15 protein-coding genes are annotated in these 13173 nt (G+C 66.9%); 8 read left to right on the forward strand and 7 right to left on the reverse strand.

What is annotated here, in order from left to right; all coding sequences use genetic code 11:
• The first annotated feature begins 87 nt into the window (after window positions 1-87).
• Both R1H25_RS06195 and R1H25_RS06200 read left to right on the forward strand, forming a co-directional pair.
• Window positions 88-270, forward strand: a complete 183-nt coding sequence (locus R1H25_RS06195; RefSeq protein WP_317223060.1) for a type II toxin-antitoxin system HicA family toxin — start codon at window positions 88-90, stop codon at window positions 268-270.
• 8 nt (window positions 271-278) lie between these two features.
• On the forward strand, window positions 279-671 hold the full coding sequence (locus R1H25_RS06200; RefSeq protein WP_134951390.1) for a type II toxin-antitoxin system HicB family antitoxin: 393 nt from the start codon (window positions 279-281) through the stop codon (window positions 669-671).
• Window positions 672-817: 146 nt separating this feature from the next.
• Here R1H25_RS06200 and R1H25_RS06205 read toward each other — a convergent pair whose 3' ends face one another.
• The 3 genes from R1H25_RS06205 to R1H25_RS06215 form a co-directional block, all read right to left on the reverse strand.
• Window positions 818-1828 carry a restriction endonuclease gene (locus R1H25_RS06205; RefSeq protein WP_317223061.1) on the reverse strand — a complete coding sequence of 337 codons (1011 nt, stop codon included), beginning with the start codon at window positions 1826-1828 and terminating at the stop codon, window positions 818-820.
• 237 nt (window positions 1829-2065) lie between these two features.
• A complete protein-coding gene (locus tag R1H25_RS06210; RefSeq protein WP_317223062.1) occupies window positions 2066-2557 on the reverse strand; it encodes a phasin family protein in 492 nt (163 codons plus the stop codon).
• A gap of 80 nt (window positions 2558-2637) precedes the next feature.
• Window positions 2638-2913 (reverse strand): polyhydroxyalkanoic acid system family protein, encoded by a 276-nt coding sequence (locus tag R1H25_RS06215; RefSeq protein WP_005417302.1) that lies wholly within the window; start codon window positions 2911-2913, stop codon window positions 2638-2640.
• 125 nt (window positions 2914-3038) lie between these two features.
• Here R1H25_RS06215 and R1H25_RS06220 point away from each other — a divergent pair, with 125 nt between their 5' ends.
• From R1H25_RS06220 to aroA, 4 genes are all read left to right on the forward strand, one after another.
• Complete coding sequence (locus R1H25_RS06220; protein ID WP_295557478.1) at window positions 3039-3845, forward strand: FHA domain-containing protein; 807 nt, start codon at window positions 3039-3041, stop codon at window positions 3843-3845.
• A 283-nt stretch (window positions 3846-4128) separates the two neighbouring features.
• A complete protein-coding gene (serC, locus tag R1H25_RS06225; RefSeq protein WP_317223063.1) occupies window positions 4129-5214 on the forward strand; it encodes a 3-phosphoserine/phosphohydroxythreonine transaminase in 1086 nt (361 codons plus the stop codon).
• 51 nt (window positions 5215-5265) lie between these two features.
• Complete coding sequence (gene pheA, locus R1H25_RS06230) at window positions 5266-6465, forward strand: prephenate dehydratase (RefSeq protein WP_317223064.1); 1200 nt, start codon at window positions 5266-5268, stop codon at window positions 6463-6465.
• Window positions 6466-6541: 76 nt separating this feature from the next.
• Window positions 6542-7849, forward strand: coding sequence for a 3-phosphoshikimate 1-carboxyvinyltransferase (aroA, locus tag R1H25_RS06235; protein ID WP_317223065.1), 1308 nt, complete (start codon window positions 6542-6544; stop codon window positions 7847-7849).
• A gap of 212 nt (window positions 7850-8061) precedes the next feature.
• Here the strand turns inward: aroA and R1H25_RS06240 are convergent, their stop codons facing one another.
• Together R1H25_RS06240 and R1H25_RS06245 are read right to left on the reverse strand one after the other, a co-directional pair.
• Complete coding sequence (locus R1H25_RS06240; protein ID WP_049448547.1) at window positions 8062-8634, reverse strand: energy transducer TonB; 573 nt, start codon at window positions 8632-8634, stop codon at window positions 8062-8064.
• Window positions 8635-8753: 119 nt separating this feature from the next.
• Complete coding sequence (locus R1H25_RS06245; RefSeq protein ID WP_049448545.1) at window positions 8754-9392, reverse strand: energy transducer TonB; 639 nt, start codon at window positions 9390-9392, stop codon at window positions 8754-8756.
• Window positions 9393-9505: 113 nt separating this feature from the next.
• On the opposite strand from R1H25_RS06245, the gene serS reads away from it, so the two are divergent.
• Window positions 9506-10786 carry a serine--tRNA ligase gene (gene serS, locus R1H25_RS06250; protein WP_317223066.1) on the forward strand — a complete coding sequence of 427 codons (1281 nt, stop codon included), beginning with the start codon at window positions 9506-9508 and terminating at the stop codon, window positions 10784-10786.
• 120 nt (window positions 10787-10906) lie between these two features.
• Here serS and R1H25_RS06255 read toward each other — a convergent pair whose 3' ends face one another.
• Both R1H25_RS06255 and R1H25_RS06260 read right to left on the reverse strand, forming a co-directional pair.
• Window positions 10907-11224: a ligand-binding protein SH3 gene (locus R1H25_RS06255; RefSeq protein WP_317223067.1), complete on the reverse strand. Its 318-nt coding sequence runs from the start codon at window positions 11222-11224 to the stop codon at window positions 10907-10909.
• A 216-nt stretch (window positions 11225-11440) separates the two neighbouring features.
• Window positions 11441-12028 carry an NAD(P)H-dependent oxidoreductase gene (locus R1H25_RS06260; protein WP_317223068.1) on the reverse strand — a complete coding sequence of 196 codons (588 nt, stop codon included), beginning with the start codon at window positions 12026-12028 and terminating at the stop codon, window positions 11441-11443.
• A gap of 126 nt (window positions 12029-12154) precedes the next feature.
• Between R1H25_RS06260 and R1H25_RS06265 the strand changes: the two genes are divergently transcribed.
• Entirely contained in the window at window positions 12155-13147 is a 993-nt protein-coding gene (locus R1H25_RS06265) for a LysR family transcriptional regulator (protein WP_005410175.1), read from the forward strand.
• The last annotated feature ends 26 nt before the right edge of the window (window positions 13148-13173 follow it).

The following is a 13173-nucleotide window of genomic DNA, read 5'->3' on the forward strand; positions in this document are numbered from 1 at the left end:
ATCCACGCAGGGCGTGGATCTACTGGGCCGAAACGGCTGTCGCCTTGAACTCCGTCGGGGCGTGTGTACGATGTGTATCGTCCCTGCATGAAGAGCAGGGACCTCATCCGGGAACTGGAAGCGGCAGGTTGGATCTGTCGCCGGATCCGCGGATCCCATCATGTATTCGTGCACCCGCAGCACCCTCACATCATCACCGTTCCTCACCCAAGGAAGGATCTGGGGAAGGCGCTCGTGCAGGCGTTGCGGAAGCTCGCGGGACTGACGTAGGAGGGCCCATGCGATATCCAGTCTTGATCGAGGCAGGCGATGAACGCACCGCGTGGGGTGTGGTCGTTCCAGATCTGCCGGGGTGCTTCTCGGCGGCCGACACGCTTGATGATGCGCTCACTGCGGCGGAAGAGGCGGCGCTCGCCTGGATTGACGCGGCCCTGGATGAGGGGCGCTCGATTCCGACACCTTCCGCGCCGCAGAAGATCGCCGCCGAGGCATCCAAGGACATCCGTTGGATTCTTGCGTACATCTGCATTGATCCAGCTCTGCTGGACGACACCATCGAGCGGGTCAATATCAGCCTGCCACGCCGGATCCTGGCGAGGCTGGATGCGCAGGCCAGAGCGGCGGGTGAATCGCGCTCCAGTTACATTGCCCATCTCGCGGCATTGGGCTGAGCAGGCGCCACGTGGAGCCGAGCCGATGCTCGGCTGCTGTTCGCGCGTGGCTCAACTCTGCAAAGGCATCCACGCGTGGCGTGGATCTACCAAGGAGTCGCGCATCGGGATTCAGTAGATCCACGCCATGCGTGGATGCTGCCCCATCAATACGTAGCGCACTGCCGCCAGCGCACCGGCTCATCCACGCCGGGGCGGGCGTTGAGCTGGATGCGTACGTTGCGCAGGGCGGGGTAGTGCAGCACTTCCTCGCAGACCTGTGGCCACACCGCGTCCAGCTCGCCGGTGCGGTTGATGGCCAGCGTCTGCCGGGTCAGCCAGACGCCGCTGGCGATCCCGGGCTTGCCGGCCAAGGCGCGGGACAGATCGGATTGGAAGCGCTCCAGGGTGGCGGCATCCGGGTTGGGGTTGCTGCGTGCGTCGGTGGAGGGTGTGGCCGGTGCAGGCGCGGCGGCCGTTGGCATGCTGGCGGGCGCCGGCGCCGGTTCGGACGCCATCTCAACCGCAGGCGCGACCGGCGCGGAGGCGACCGCCACCTCGGCAACGGGCGGGGCGTCCTGCACATGCAGCCCTTGCAGGCCCAAGCCGACCAGCAGGCCCAGCGTGGCCGAACCCAGAGCGGCAATGGCGATCCGGCGCAGGGCTTCATGGCGGGCGCTGGCGCGCACACGGGTTTCGATTTCCGCCGGCAGATAGGGCTGCAGCAACGGCCACAGGCGCGGGCCGTCCAGCACCTCGACCGCCTGCTTCTCGGCGGCGCTGCGGCCGTCGCGTTCCATCCGGCCTTCGGTCAGCAGCACGCCGCCCTTGGCGCCGGCCAGGCGCGCGGCCGCACCCAGTTCGTTCACTGCGGCGGTGCCGATGCGGTACGCCAGGCCGTGCTTGCACGACACCAGCCAGCTGTTGGGGCCGTCACTGAGCAGGAAATCGCTGCTCGGCTCACGGGATTCCTCGCCCGGGTCATTCAGCTCTCGTAGGCCGCGCTGCTCGCGCAGCATGCGCTTGACCAGTACCGAGAATTCGCGCCAGTGCATGCCGGCCAAGGCCTGCAGGCCGAGTTGCATCTCCCTCTGCCGCCGCTTGATCCACCACAGATAGACAACGGCCAGGGAACAGGTAAGCAGGGCCGACAGCAGGGCCAGGATCCAGGGGAGCATGCAGGAGTAGGGCGGAAGGGGCGAAAGCGGAGAGCGACAGTGTAAAGGTCGCGGTGCCCGGCTGGGTCAGGATGTTCCTGACAGGAAGCGTGATGGAGCGCGCAGATCGGTATACGGCGGACACGAAAAACCCGCCAATCCTGAAGCCGTGAGGGGAGGGAACAAACGGCAGCCGAAGCGATTGGCGGGTTGCTCGCGATTGTCAATCAAATTTTATTGCATTGCAACAACGGCCGGTCAGGGCACGCTGCCTGGCGACTGATGACTGCCCGGTGCAGGTGCATCGGTGCCCGAGGCGTCGCGATTCTCCAGCTTGGCCAGGCGCGCCTGGAGGGCGTCGATGCGGGCCTCCAGCGCAGTTACCTCGTCGGCGGTGGGTACGTGCAGGCGCTTGAGCACGCCCTGCACCTGGTCATCAAAGGCCTTCTCAACCTTGGTCCAGGTGCCGGAGGCCTTTTCGCGGGCCTCGTCCAGCGAGGTCTCGACGTTGTCGCGCCAGCCCGGGCCCTGTTCGCCGTGGCGTTCACGGCGGCGGGCCTCCCAGGCTTCGCCTTCCTTCACCAGACCATCAAAGAAGCGGCTGCCTTCAGCCTGTGCACGGCCAAGAGCGCCCAGGCCGGCCAGCCAGACCTGCTGCGCCGAGTCACTCAGCTTGCGCGAGAAGCGCTCGGCCTGGTCACCGAACGAGGCGTCGTCGTTGCGGCGGTCATCGTTTTCGTAGTGGTTCATCGCACTTCCGGTGGGAGTTGGGCCTGTCCCGAGAGTAGCGCGCGTTGGCGTTGCACGGCCGTGACGGCCGCCGCCGGGGTTCAGCCCAGCTTTTCCTTCAGCACGCGCTGGATCTCGCCTTCGACCATGCCCTTCATCGCCGACAGCAGGAAGCCCAGCTTGGCGGTCACGCGCACGGCGCCCGGCTGCAGTTCGATCGCACCGTCCACGCCGCTGCCGGAGAAATTCAGTACGTCGGCAGTCCACGACGACTTCAGGCCGAAGCGCTCGGACAACTTGGCGGCAACCTGTTCGATCGCGGCGCGCGCCTGTGCGTCGGGCAGGGCGTGGGCGTGGCGGACATCGATGGTGGACATGCAGGCTCCTGGCGCAGGGCGGGGATGATCAATGAGGGCGAGCATTGTGCGCATCGAGGGCCTCCGCGCCAAGCACTCATCGTGGGTTCTTCTTCGTTGGCGGCCAACCTGCTAGGCTGCGCCGCGTGCAGAACCTGCTTGTTCACTTCAGTCAACAACAACAGCCCGACCAGCCGCTGAGGCCCGGGGTGCAACGCATCGTGCGCCAGGCCAACGGCAGTGTGCGGCTCGGCGATGCTGGCAACGGCGCCCTGCTGCTGGCGCAGTTCTGCATGGACGATCGCGGTCTCTGGCTGCAGGTCGGCAACGGCATCCGCGGCATCCACGTGAACGGCCGCCCGGTGCGGCGCATGGCGCTGCTGCGTGCGGGCGATGCGGTGTACGTGGACGGCGTGGAGATGGTCCTGCAGGGCGAGGTCGAGAGCCTGCTGCAGGCGCCTGCGCCGAAGAACGACGACGGCTCCGATGAGCAGCAGCGCCTGCTGCGCGGCGTCGGCGGCCTGCACCATGGCCGCAGCTTCACCCTGTCGCGAACCCGCTTGGTCGGTCGCGGCGGCGACGCCGACATCGAGATCAATGAACCGGCCTTCGCCGAACAGCACGCCCGTGTGGAAGTGCATGGCGAGCGCGTGCTGCTGCGTGACCTGGGCAGTGCCGACGGCACCCGGGTCAACGGCGTGGCCGTGCGCCACTGCTGGCTGCAGGCGGGCGACCAGGTGGTGTTCGATGGCCAGCACCGGTTCGTGCTGGAAGTGCCGCATGACCCACGCCGACGCCCGCTGCCGGATGAAGACGAGTCCAGCCAGGACGCCGAGCAGGCGCCGGTGCTGCCGGCCGTGCCGCGCAAGGTCCGGCGCTGGCCGTGGCTGCTGGTCAGTGCGCTGCTGCTGGCCGCGCTGCTCAGCCTGCTGCTCTGGTTCGGCGCGCGCTGATCTGAATCCGCTGGGTCTGCCCTGTGGAGGTGTCGACCTTGGTCGGCACGCTCCATCAGGGCTCATGACGCCTGGCAGCACACGGCTTTGCTAGGTGCCGACCTTGGTCGGCACGCTCCGTGGGTGCGCATGACGCCTGACGGCGTAGGCCAACCAAGGTTGGCGGCTACCGGTGCTGTGAGCGCGGCCAATGGATTCCAATGAAACCAAATTTCCCTTGCGCCACAAGGCCGCAAGGCTGGTGCACTGCGGCATACTAGGGATCTTGCCCCACAGGTGTGACATGACGCGCGCGTTCAACTTCAGTGCCGGCCCTGCGACCTTGCCGGAATCGGTCCTGCGCCAGGCGCAGGCGGAAATGCTGGACTGGCACGGTACCGGTGCCTCGATCGTGGAAATGAGCCATCGCGGCGCGGAATTCATGTCCGTGGCCGCCGAGGCCGAGGCCGACCTGCGTCGCCTGCTCGATATCCCCGAAGACTATGCGGTGCTGTTCCTGTCCGGTGGTGCCACCACCCAGCAGGCCCTGATCCCGCTCAACTTCGCCGCCCCGGGCCAGCGCGCCGATTACGTGGTCAGTGGCCACTGGGGCAAGACGGCGGTCAAGCAGGCCGGTGTCTACGTCGACGTCAACATCGCCGCCAGCAGCGAGGCCAACGGCTACCGCGAGATGCCGGCACGTGCCGACTGGCGGCTGTCACCCGATGCCGCCTACGTGCACATCACCGCCAACGAGACCATCCACGGCGTCGAGTTCCGTGATGTGCCCGACACCGGCAACGTTCCGCTGATCGCTGATTTCAGCTCGTCCATCGCCAGCGAGCCGCTGGACGTGCGCCGTTATGGCGTGATCTATGCTGGCGCGCAGAAGAACCTCGGCCCGGTCGGCATCGCGGTGATGATCATCCGCCGCGACCTGCTCGAGCGCAGTGGCCAGCCGCGTGCGGACATCTTCGATTACCGCTCGCACGTCGCCCGCGATTCGATGCTCAACACCCCGCCGACCTGGAACTGGTACCTGGCTGGCCTGGTGTTCAAGTGGATGCTGGCCGAAGGCGGCGTGGCCGAGTTCGCCAAGCGCAACGCCGCAAAGGCCGCGTTGGTTTACGGCGCCATCGACTGCTCTGGCGGCTTCTACCGCAACGAGGTCGCACATGCGGCCCGTTCGCGGATGAACATTCCGTTCTTCCTGCCCGATGCCGAACTCGACGCCCGCTTCGTCGCCGAAGCCAAGGCCGCTGGCCTGCTGGCGCTGAAGGGGCACAAGGTGGTCGGGGGCATCCGCGCCTCGCTGTACAACGCCATGCCGCTGGCCGGGGCCGAGGCGCTGGTCGCCTTCATGGCCGATTTCCAGCAGCGTCACGGCTGAGCAATGAACGGCGCGCACCGTCGGGTGCGGGCCCCGCAACAAGGAATTCCGATGGCAAGCAGCAAATCCAGCAAGAAGGCGCCGAAGAAGGCCGAACCGGCCAAGGACAGCGCGCCCGCCAAGGCGAAGGGCAAGGCCAAGGCCGCCTCGAACCCGGCACCGACCCAGGCGCCGCTGGCGCTGGCCGATGTGCGTTCGAAGATCGACCAGATCGACCGCGACATCCAGGGCCTGATCGCCGAGCGCGCGCGCTTCGCCCATCAGGTCGGCAAGGCCAAGGGCAAGCTCGCCGCCGCCGTCGACTACTACCGCCCCGAGCGCGAAGCGCAGGTGCTGCGCATGGTGGTGGATCGCAACGAAGGCCCGCTCAGCGATGAGCTGCTGGTGCACGTCTACCGCGAGATCATGTCGGCCTGTCTGGCCCAGCAGGAGCCGCTGAAAATCGGCTACCTGGGTCCGGAAGGTACCTTCAGCCAGCAGGCCGTGCTCAAGCACTTCGGTCGCTCCGCGCTGGGCCTGCCGATGGCCAGCATCGAAGAAGTGTTCCAGGAAGTGGAAGCAGGCAATGCCGATTTCGGCGTGGTACCGGTGGAAAATTCGGGGCAGGGCACCATCCAGATCACCCTGGACATGTTCCTGACCTCCAACCTGAAGATCTGTGGCGAAGTGGAACTGCGCGTACAGCAGTACCTGATGTCGCGCAGCGGCCGCATCGAGGACATCGAGCGCATCTACGCGCATCCGCAGTCGTTCATGCAGACCTCGGCGTGGCTGCGCGCCAACCTGCCGAAGGCCGAGAAGATTCCGGTCTCGAGCAATGCCGAAGGTGCGCGCCGTGCGCGCAACGCCGATGATGCGGCGGCCATCGGCGGTGAGAGCGCCGGCCATGTGTACGGCCTGAAGAAGGTGGTCACCAAGCCGATCCAGAACGATGCCGACAACACCACCCGCTTCCTGGTGGTGGGCCGCAACATCTTCCCGACCTCCGGCCACGATCGCACGTCGGTGCTGGTGTTCATCCATGACAAGCCCGGTGCGCTGTTCGACGTGCTCAGCCCGTTCGCCCGCCACGGCATCAGCATGAACCGCATCGAGTCGCGCCCGTCGCACCACGGCAAGTGGGAATACGGCTTCTTCATCGACCTGGCCGGCCACATCGACGACGCGCCGATGCAGGCCGCGCTGGCCGAACTGGAAGCGCACTCGGCGCAGATCAAGGTGCTGGGTTCCTATCCGGTGGCCGTGCCCTGAGTGCTGCTGCGGCGGCCTCGGTCGCCGCCCCCTGATGCATCGCCGGCGCTGCCGGCGTTTACGGAATGATCGAACGATGAGCAACGCGCAACACTGGATCGCCCGCAAGGGCCAGCCGCTGCAGGGCAGCCTGACCATTCCCGGCGACAAGTCGGTCTCGCACCGCTCGGTGATGTTCGCCGCGCTGGCCGACGGCACCTCGCATATCGAAGGCTTCCTGGAAGGCGAAGACACCCGCGCGACCGCGCGCATCTTCAGCCAGCTGGGCGTGCGCATCGAAACGCCCAGCCCGTCGCAGCGCATCGTGCACGGCGTCGGTATCGACGGCCTGCAGGCCCCGGATGCGCCGCTGGACTGCGGCAACGCCGGCACCGGCATGCGCCTGCTGGCCGGCCTGCTGGCAGGCCAGGCGTTCGACTGCACGCTGATCGGCGATGAGTCGCTGTCCGGCCGCCCGATGCGCCGTGTCACCGGCCCCCTGTCGCAGATGGGCGCGAAGATCGACACCCAGGATGACGGCACGCCGCCGCTGCACGTGCATGGCGGCCAGACGCTGCATGGCATCGACTTCGCTTCGCCGGTGGCCAGCGCGCAGATCAAGTCGGCGGTGTTGCTGGCAGGCCTGTACGCACAGGGCGAAACCAGCGTTGTCGAACCGCACCCGACCCGCGACTACACCGAACGCATGCTGTCCGCGTTCGGCGTGGACATCGAATTCTCGCCGGGCAAGGCGCGCCTGCGCGGTGGCCAGCGCCTGCGCGCCACGGACATCATGGTGCCGGCCGACTTCTCGTCTGCCGCGTTCTATCTGGTGGCTGCCAGCATCATTCCCGGCTCCGAGCTGCGCCTGAAGCAGGTCGGCCTGAATCCGCGCCGCACCGGCCTGCTGCACGCGCTGCGGCTGATGGGTGCGGACATCACCGAAGAGAATCCGGCTGAGCAGGGCGGTGAACCGGTGGCGGACCTGGTGGTGCGCTACGCCCCGTTGAAGGGCGCGCGCATTCCGGAAGAGCTGGTGCCAGACATGATCGATGAGTTCCCGGCGCTGTTCGTTGCGGCAGCAGCGGCCGAAGGCCAGACCGTGGTGAGCGGTGCAGCCGAGCTGCGGGTGAAGGAGTCGGACCGCCTTGCGGCGATGGCCACCGGCCTGCGCGCGCTGGGCATGCAAGTGGACGAGACCGAAGACGGCGCCACCCTGCACGGCGGCGTGCGCCTGGGCAGCGGCACCATCGAAAGCCACGGTGACCATCGCATTGCCATGGCGTTCGCCATTGCCGGCCAGGTCAGTGACGGCGAAGTGCGCATCAACGACATCGCCAACGTCGCCACATCCTTCCCGGATTTCGATGGCTTGGCGCGCAGCGCCGGGTTCAACCTGGCCTGATCAGCATCGCGACCGCCGGGCCATGCCCGGCGGATCGCACTGCCTGGCAGGTGCCAACCTTGGTCGGCACGCTCACATCAGCCGGTAGGTGCCAACCTTGGTTGGCACGCTCACCTCACCCGGTAGGTGCCAACCTTGGTTGGCACGCCTTTCCGCATAAAAGGACGGAGGCCGAAGCCTCCGTCTAAACATCACGAACCCCTCGTCCGCGATCAACGCTGCTCGGTACGGAAATCCACCGGGACCCGCACCACGCTGGCGACGGCACGGCCTTCGTGCATCGCCGGCTGGAACTTCCAGTTCTGCACGGTGTTCAGCACCGCACGATCCAGGTCGCGGCTGCGCTCGCCGCTGCGCGAAACGATCGCGGCATTGGCGACGTTGCCGCGGGTATCGACATTCAGGCTGGCGATCACGCTGCCCTGCACGCCACTACGCAGCGCGGCGGCGGGGTAGGTGGGCATGCGGTTGCTGGCCAGCGGGCGGGCCTCACGATTGCGCACCACCGGTGCGGCCTTCCGCGAAGCGGTAGCCGGCGCCGTCTGGCGCGCTGCGGGCGCTGCTGCATCGGCCACTGCGGCCTGCTCAGGGGCTGGCAACATGCGCTCGCCGACCGGCGCCGGCGCCACATCTTCCTGGTTGGAATGACGCAGCCACAGCAGGGCGGCTGCAAACATCGCCACGATCAGCGCGATCCACATCCAGGGCGACGTGGGCTTGTGCTGCACGCTTGAATCCTGCTGCAGCTGCGGCGAATGAAGGTCTTCGTGGGTGGTGGCAGTCATCGCAAACTCCTTCCGTCAATGGACGACGTGGGCAGTGTTGCCCGAGCCATGGACGGGAAGTGTCAGCGTTGCGTCAACGTCACCGGCAGGGTTCAGTTTGCCTGCCGGGAAGTGTTCAGTTACTGCGTCTTGAAGTCGAACGGCACTTCAATGCTGCCGGGCACGGCCTGGCCGTTGCTCTGCGCCGGGGTGAAACGCCAGCGGCGCACGGCGTCGGTGGCGGCACGGTCGAGTTCGCGCGAACCGCTTCGCTGGATCACCGTGGCGTTGTTGGGATAGCCGGTGGCGTCCACATCCACGCGTACCACCACGGTGCCGGTTTCACCGGCGCGCAGTGCAGCGGCGGGATAGGACGGTGGCGGCGACTGACCGGCAATCGGCATCGGTTGGCTGTTGCCGGTCGTGGCCGGCGCCGCGCCCGGGGTGGCCGGGGCCGGTTCGGCGATCGGGGCGGGCGGCGGCGGGGCGGTTTCGACCAGCTTCGGCGCTTCCTCCTCCACCGGTGCCGGCTTGGCGTCCGGCATGTCGCTGGAACCGGCCGCAGCGGCCAACGGTTCCGGCAGGGGCTCGACCTGGGCGGTTTCCTGCGGGGTCTGTGCGGCCGGGTCGGCGCGGAAGAACTCCTTGTCACGGCCGGTCAGCCAGACCAGCACGAACAGCAACACGCCCACGCCGAAGGCGATGCCGGCGATCTTCAGGGCGTTGCGCGGGATATGCACAGTGAACGACTTGGCGGACGACGAGCGGGGTGCAGACATGGACCGGACCAGTACGGAATGGCTCGATTCTGCCACGGCCAGAATGAACCGGGCGGCAGAAATCCGTATAACAAGCGATAATCCCATTCCTGATACCCACCACGACACCTGCCATGCTTGATCCAGCCCTGCTCCGCCACCAGCCCGCCGACCTCGCCGAACGCCTGCGCACCAGCCGCGGCTTCGAGCTCGACGTGTCTGCCCTGGAGTCCCTGGAGGCCGATCGCAAGCGCATCCAGGTGCGGACCCAGGAGCTGCAGAGCCTGCGCAACAGCCGCTCCAAGGCCATCGGCCAGGCCAAGGCCAAGGGCGAAGACGTTTCGGCCATCATGGCCGAGGTCGCTGCCTTCGCCGACGAGCTGAAGGCCTCGGAAGTGGCCCTGGATGAGCTGCGCGAGAAGATCGAAGCGATCTCGATGGGCATTCCGAACCTTCCGGCCGATGACGTGCCGGCCGGTGCCGACGAGAACGACAACGTGGAGCAGGCGCGCTGGGGTACCCCGCGCCAGTTCGACTTCAAGGTGCTCGACCACGTTGAGCTGGGCGCCCGCAACAAGTGGCTCGACGGCGAGACCGCGGCCAAGCTGTCCGGCTCGCGATTCACTGTGCTGCGCGGCCCGATCGCGCGTCTGCATCGTGCCCTGGCCCAGTTCATGCTCGACCTGCACAGCGGGGAGCATGAGTACCAGGAGACCAACGTGCCGGTGATCGTCAATGCCGACAGCCTGTACGGCACCGGTCAGCTGCCCAAGTTTGAAGAGGACATGTTCATCACCCAACTGGGTGAGCAGAAGCGTTATCTGATCTCGACCTCGGAAATTTCGCTGACCAACATCGCCCGCGACGAGATCCTCGACGCTGAGCGCCTGCCGCTGCGCATGACCGCCCACTCGCTGTGCTTCCGTTCCGAAGCGGGCAGCGGCGGTCGCGACGTGCGCGGCATGATCCGCCAGCACCAGTTCGAGAAGGTCGAGCTGGTCTCGATCTGTCGCCCGGAAGAGAGCGATGCTGAACACCAGCGCATGACCCGTTGCGCTGAAGTGGTGCTGGAAAAGCTGGGCCTACCGTACCGCAAGGTGCTGCTGTGCACCGGCGACATGGGCTTCTCGGCGGTGAAGACCTACGACCTGGAAGTCTGGCTGCCGTCGCAGGAGACCTATCGCGAGATTTCCTCGTGCTCGAACTGTGGTGATTTCCAGGCCCGCCGCATGCAGGCCCGCTGGCGCAACCCGGCCACCGGCAAGCCGGAACTGGCGCACACGCTGAACGGCTCGGGCGTGGCGGTTGGCCGCGCGATGATCGCAGTGATGGAGAACTACCAGAACGCCGACGGCAGCATCACCGTGCCGGAAGCCCTGCGCCCATACATGGGTGGCCTGGAAACCATCGGCTGATTCCCTGATCGGGCGGTGCTGCGGCTCTGGTGGGTGCCATGCTTGCATGGCACCGAATCCACGCCATGCGTGGATGAACCGCCGTGATCATTCCACAGCGCGCAACTTCTCCAACGGCACTCATCCCGGGTCGCCGGCCTCCGGCACGCACCACGCCCAGCCATTGAGCGTGCGCTGCCCGCGCAGCAGCTGCCCGGGATCCATATCCAGTTCCCGCGCGCAGTAATCCTCCGTGGCAAACGCGCCACCCTGCGCATCCCGACCGATCACAGGCGCCGGTACGAATCCAGGCCGCTGCCCTCCGGCTTCGCAGAGGAACCAGTCGTCCCAGCCCTCCGGGCCTTCATAACGTTCGCCCACCACCAGTGCCTGACCACGGCGCAGGGTGATCGGGTGCGGAAACTCGCTGCGGTGTGCAGTGGTCACGATGTAGTTCATGGCCCCAGCCTAACGTTCTGGTGAGCGCCGTGCATGGCAGCGAATCCACGCACACGTGCGGCAGATCCACGCCATGCGTGGATGGGGCCCTCTGACCAGACACAAAAAAACGGCCCCGCAAAGCGGGGCCGCCAGGGTGGGCCGGGATGGGGGAGGGGATCCCGGCCCGCGTTCAGCGCCCAGACGAGGAGAGAGGGGCGCCGAACGCTGGAACGCTTATGCAGCGGCGGCTTCGGTCGCTTCGTGCGACGGCAGCGCAGCCAGCGCACCGGCAATGGCGTCTTCACGGTGCTGCGGCGAGTAGGCGATGCCTTCGGCGCGCACGAACTCGACCTCATTGATGCCCATGAAGGCGAACACCTGGCGCAGGAACGGCTCCTGGAAGTCGGCCGGCGAGTCGGTGTAGATGCCGCCACGGCTGCTGGCGATGATCACCCGCTTGCCACCGGCCAGGCCCACCGGGCCGTTCTCGGTGTACTTGAAGGTGCGGCCGGCCACGGCCACGCGGTCGATCCAGGCCTTCAGCGTGGACGGGATGCTGAAGTTGTACATCGGTGCGCCTATCACCAGGATGTCGGCCTCAAGGAACTGCTGCATCACCTGTTCGGCATCGGTTGCCTCGGCGGCGTCGGTCTTGGCCAGCGAGCTGCTGCGCAGATGCGGTACCGGATTGGCGTCAAGATCGCGATAATCGACCTGCAGGCCGTCGATCTGGCCGGTGAAGCGGGCGACCACGGCGGCCGACAGCTGGCGGGACACGGAGTTGTCGCCAAGCACGCTGGCGTCGAGATGCAGAAGCTTCATGGCAGTCACCTATGTTCTGGGAGGAAGGGGCGGGGTGCCCCGCCGACGGAGAGAACGATAGGTTGTTGCAAAGACGGAATAAAGGTGGTTGAATGCCACGTATTGTTCTAGATATGGAACTCAGGCATGCATGACCTGAATGATCTGTACTACTTCGCGATGGTGGTCGACCACGGCGGGTTCGCCGCCGCCGAGCGTGCACTGGGTATTCCCAAGTCGCGACTGAGCCGCCGCATCAGCCAGCTGGAAACCGACCTGGGCGTGCGCCTGCTGCAGCGCTCCACCCGTCGTTTCGCCGTGACCGACGTCGGCACCAGCGTGCACCGCCATGCGCAGACGATGCTGGCCGAGGCCCAGGCCGCCCGCGAAGTGGTGGACCGCCTCAGCGCGGAACCGCGCGGCGTGGTGCGCGCCAGCGTGCCGGTGTCACTGGCGCAGATGCAGCTGCCCAAGCTGCTGCCCAAGTTCCTTGAGCAGTACCCGAAGGTGCGCCTGCAGTTGAACATCAGCAACCGCCGCGTGGACATCATCAACGAAGGCTACGACGTGGCCCTGCGCGTGCGTTCGCGCCTGGATGACGATGGCAGTCTGGTGATGCGCAGCTTCGGCCAGGTGCAGGAACTGCTGGTGGCCAGCCCGAAGTACCTGGATCGCGCCGGCCGCCCGAAGGATCCGGAAGAGCTGACCCAGCACGTCACCCTCAGCATCAGCGAAGACGAAGCGCGCCAGCGCTGGGAGCTGCATGGCCCGGAAGGCGAAGTGCGCCGGGTCGACCTGCAGCCGCGCGTGGCCGGCTTCGACTTCCCGCTGCTGCAGAGCATGGTGAAGGACGGTTTCGGCATCACCATGCTGCCGGAAACCGTCTGTGCCGACGCTGTGCGCAACGGCGAGCTGGAAGTGGTGCTGCCCGACTGGTCGCTGCCGCAGGGCGTGTGCCACGCCGTGTTCGCCTCGCGCCGCGGCCTGCTGCCGGCGGTGCGCGTGTTCATCGACTTCCTGGCCGAACACCTGCCGCCGCAGCTGGAGGCCTCGCGCCTGGATTGCGGTGGCGCCTGTGAAAAGGCCAAGGAGCGGATCAAGGCCAGTGCGCTGGGCGCGTTGGCGGTGGATGCGGGCTGAGAATGCAGGAAGGTAGCGCCGGGCGA

The organism is Stenotrophomonas veracruzanensis (assembly GCF_032911525.1).
Classification (GTDB): Bacteria; Pseudomonadota; Gammaproteobacteria; order Xanthomonadales; family Xanthomonadaceae; genus Stenotrophomonas; species Stenotrophomonas africana.

What these genes read in the sequence shown, in the direction of transcription:
- R1H25_RS06195 (WP_317223060.1), top strand. Translation starts at nt 88, where the DNA reads ATGAAGAGCAGGGACCTCATCCGGGAACTGGAAGCGGCAGGTTGGATC.
- R1H25_RS06200 (WP_134951390.1), top strand. Translation starts at nt 279, where the DNA reads ATGCGATATCCAGTCTTGATCGAGGCAGGCGATGAACGCACCGCGTGG.
- R1H25_RS06205 (WP_317223061.1), bottom strand. Translation starts at nt 1,828, where the DNA reads ATGCTCCCCTGGATCCTGGCCCTGCTGTCGGCCCTGCTTACCTGTTCC.
- R1H25_RS06210 (WP_317223062.1), bottom strand. Translation starts at nt 2,557, where the DNA reads ATGAACCACTACGAAAACGATGACCGCCGCAACGACGACGCCTCGTTC.
- R1H25_RS06215 (WP_005417302.1), bottom strand. Translation starts at nt 2,913, where the DNA reads ATGTCCACCATCGATGTCCGCCACGCCCACGCCCTGCCCGACGCACAG.
- serC (WP_317223063.1), top strand. Translation starts at nt 4,129, where the DNA reads ATGACGCGCGCGTTCAACTTCAGTGCCGGCCCTGCGACCTTGCCGGAA.
- pheA (WP_317223064.1), top strand. Translation starts at nt 5,266, where the DNA reads ATGGCAAGCAGCAAATCCAGCAAGAAGGCGCCGAAGAAGGCCGAACCG.
- aroA (WP_317223065.1), top strand. Translation starts at nt 6,542, where the DNA reads ATGAGCAACGCGCAACACTGGATCGCCCGCAAGGGCCAGCCGCTGCAG.
- R1H25_RS06240 (WP_049448547.1), bottom strand. Translation starts at nt 8,634, where the DNA reads ATGACTGCCACCACCCACGAAGACCTTCATTCGCCGCAGCTGCAGCAG.
- R1H25_RS06245 (WP_049448545.1), bottom strand. Translation starts at nt 9,392, where the DNA reads ATGTCTGCACCCCGCTCGTCGTCCGCCAAGTCGTTCACTGTGCATATC.
- serS (WP_317223066.1), top strand. Translation starts at nt 9,506, where the DNA reads ATGCTTGATCCAGCCCTGCTCCGCCACCAGCCCGCCGACCTCGCCGAA.
- R1H25_RS06255 (WP_317223067.1), bottom strand. Translation starts at nt 11,224, where the DNA reads ATGAACTACATCGTGACCACTGCACACCGCAGCGAGTTTCCGCACCCG.
- R1H25_RS06260 (WP_317223068.1), bottom strand. Translation starts at nt 12,028, where the DNA reads ATGAAGCTTCTGCATCTCGACGCCAGCGTGCTTGGCGACAACTCCGTG.
- R1H25_RS06265 (WP_005410175.1), top strand. Translation starts at nt 12,155, where the DNA reads ATGCATGACCTGAATGATCTGTACTACTTCGCGATGGTGGTCGACCAC.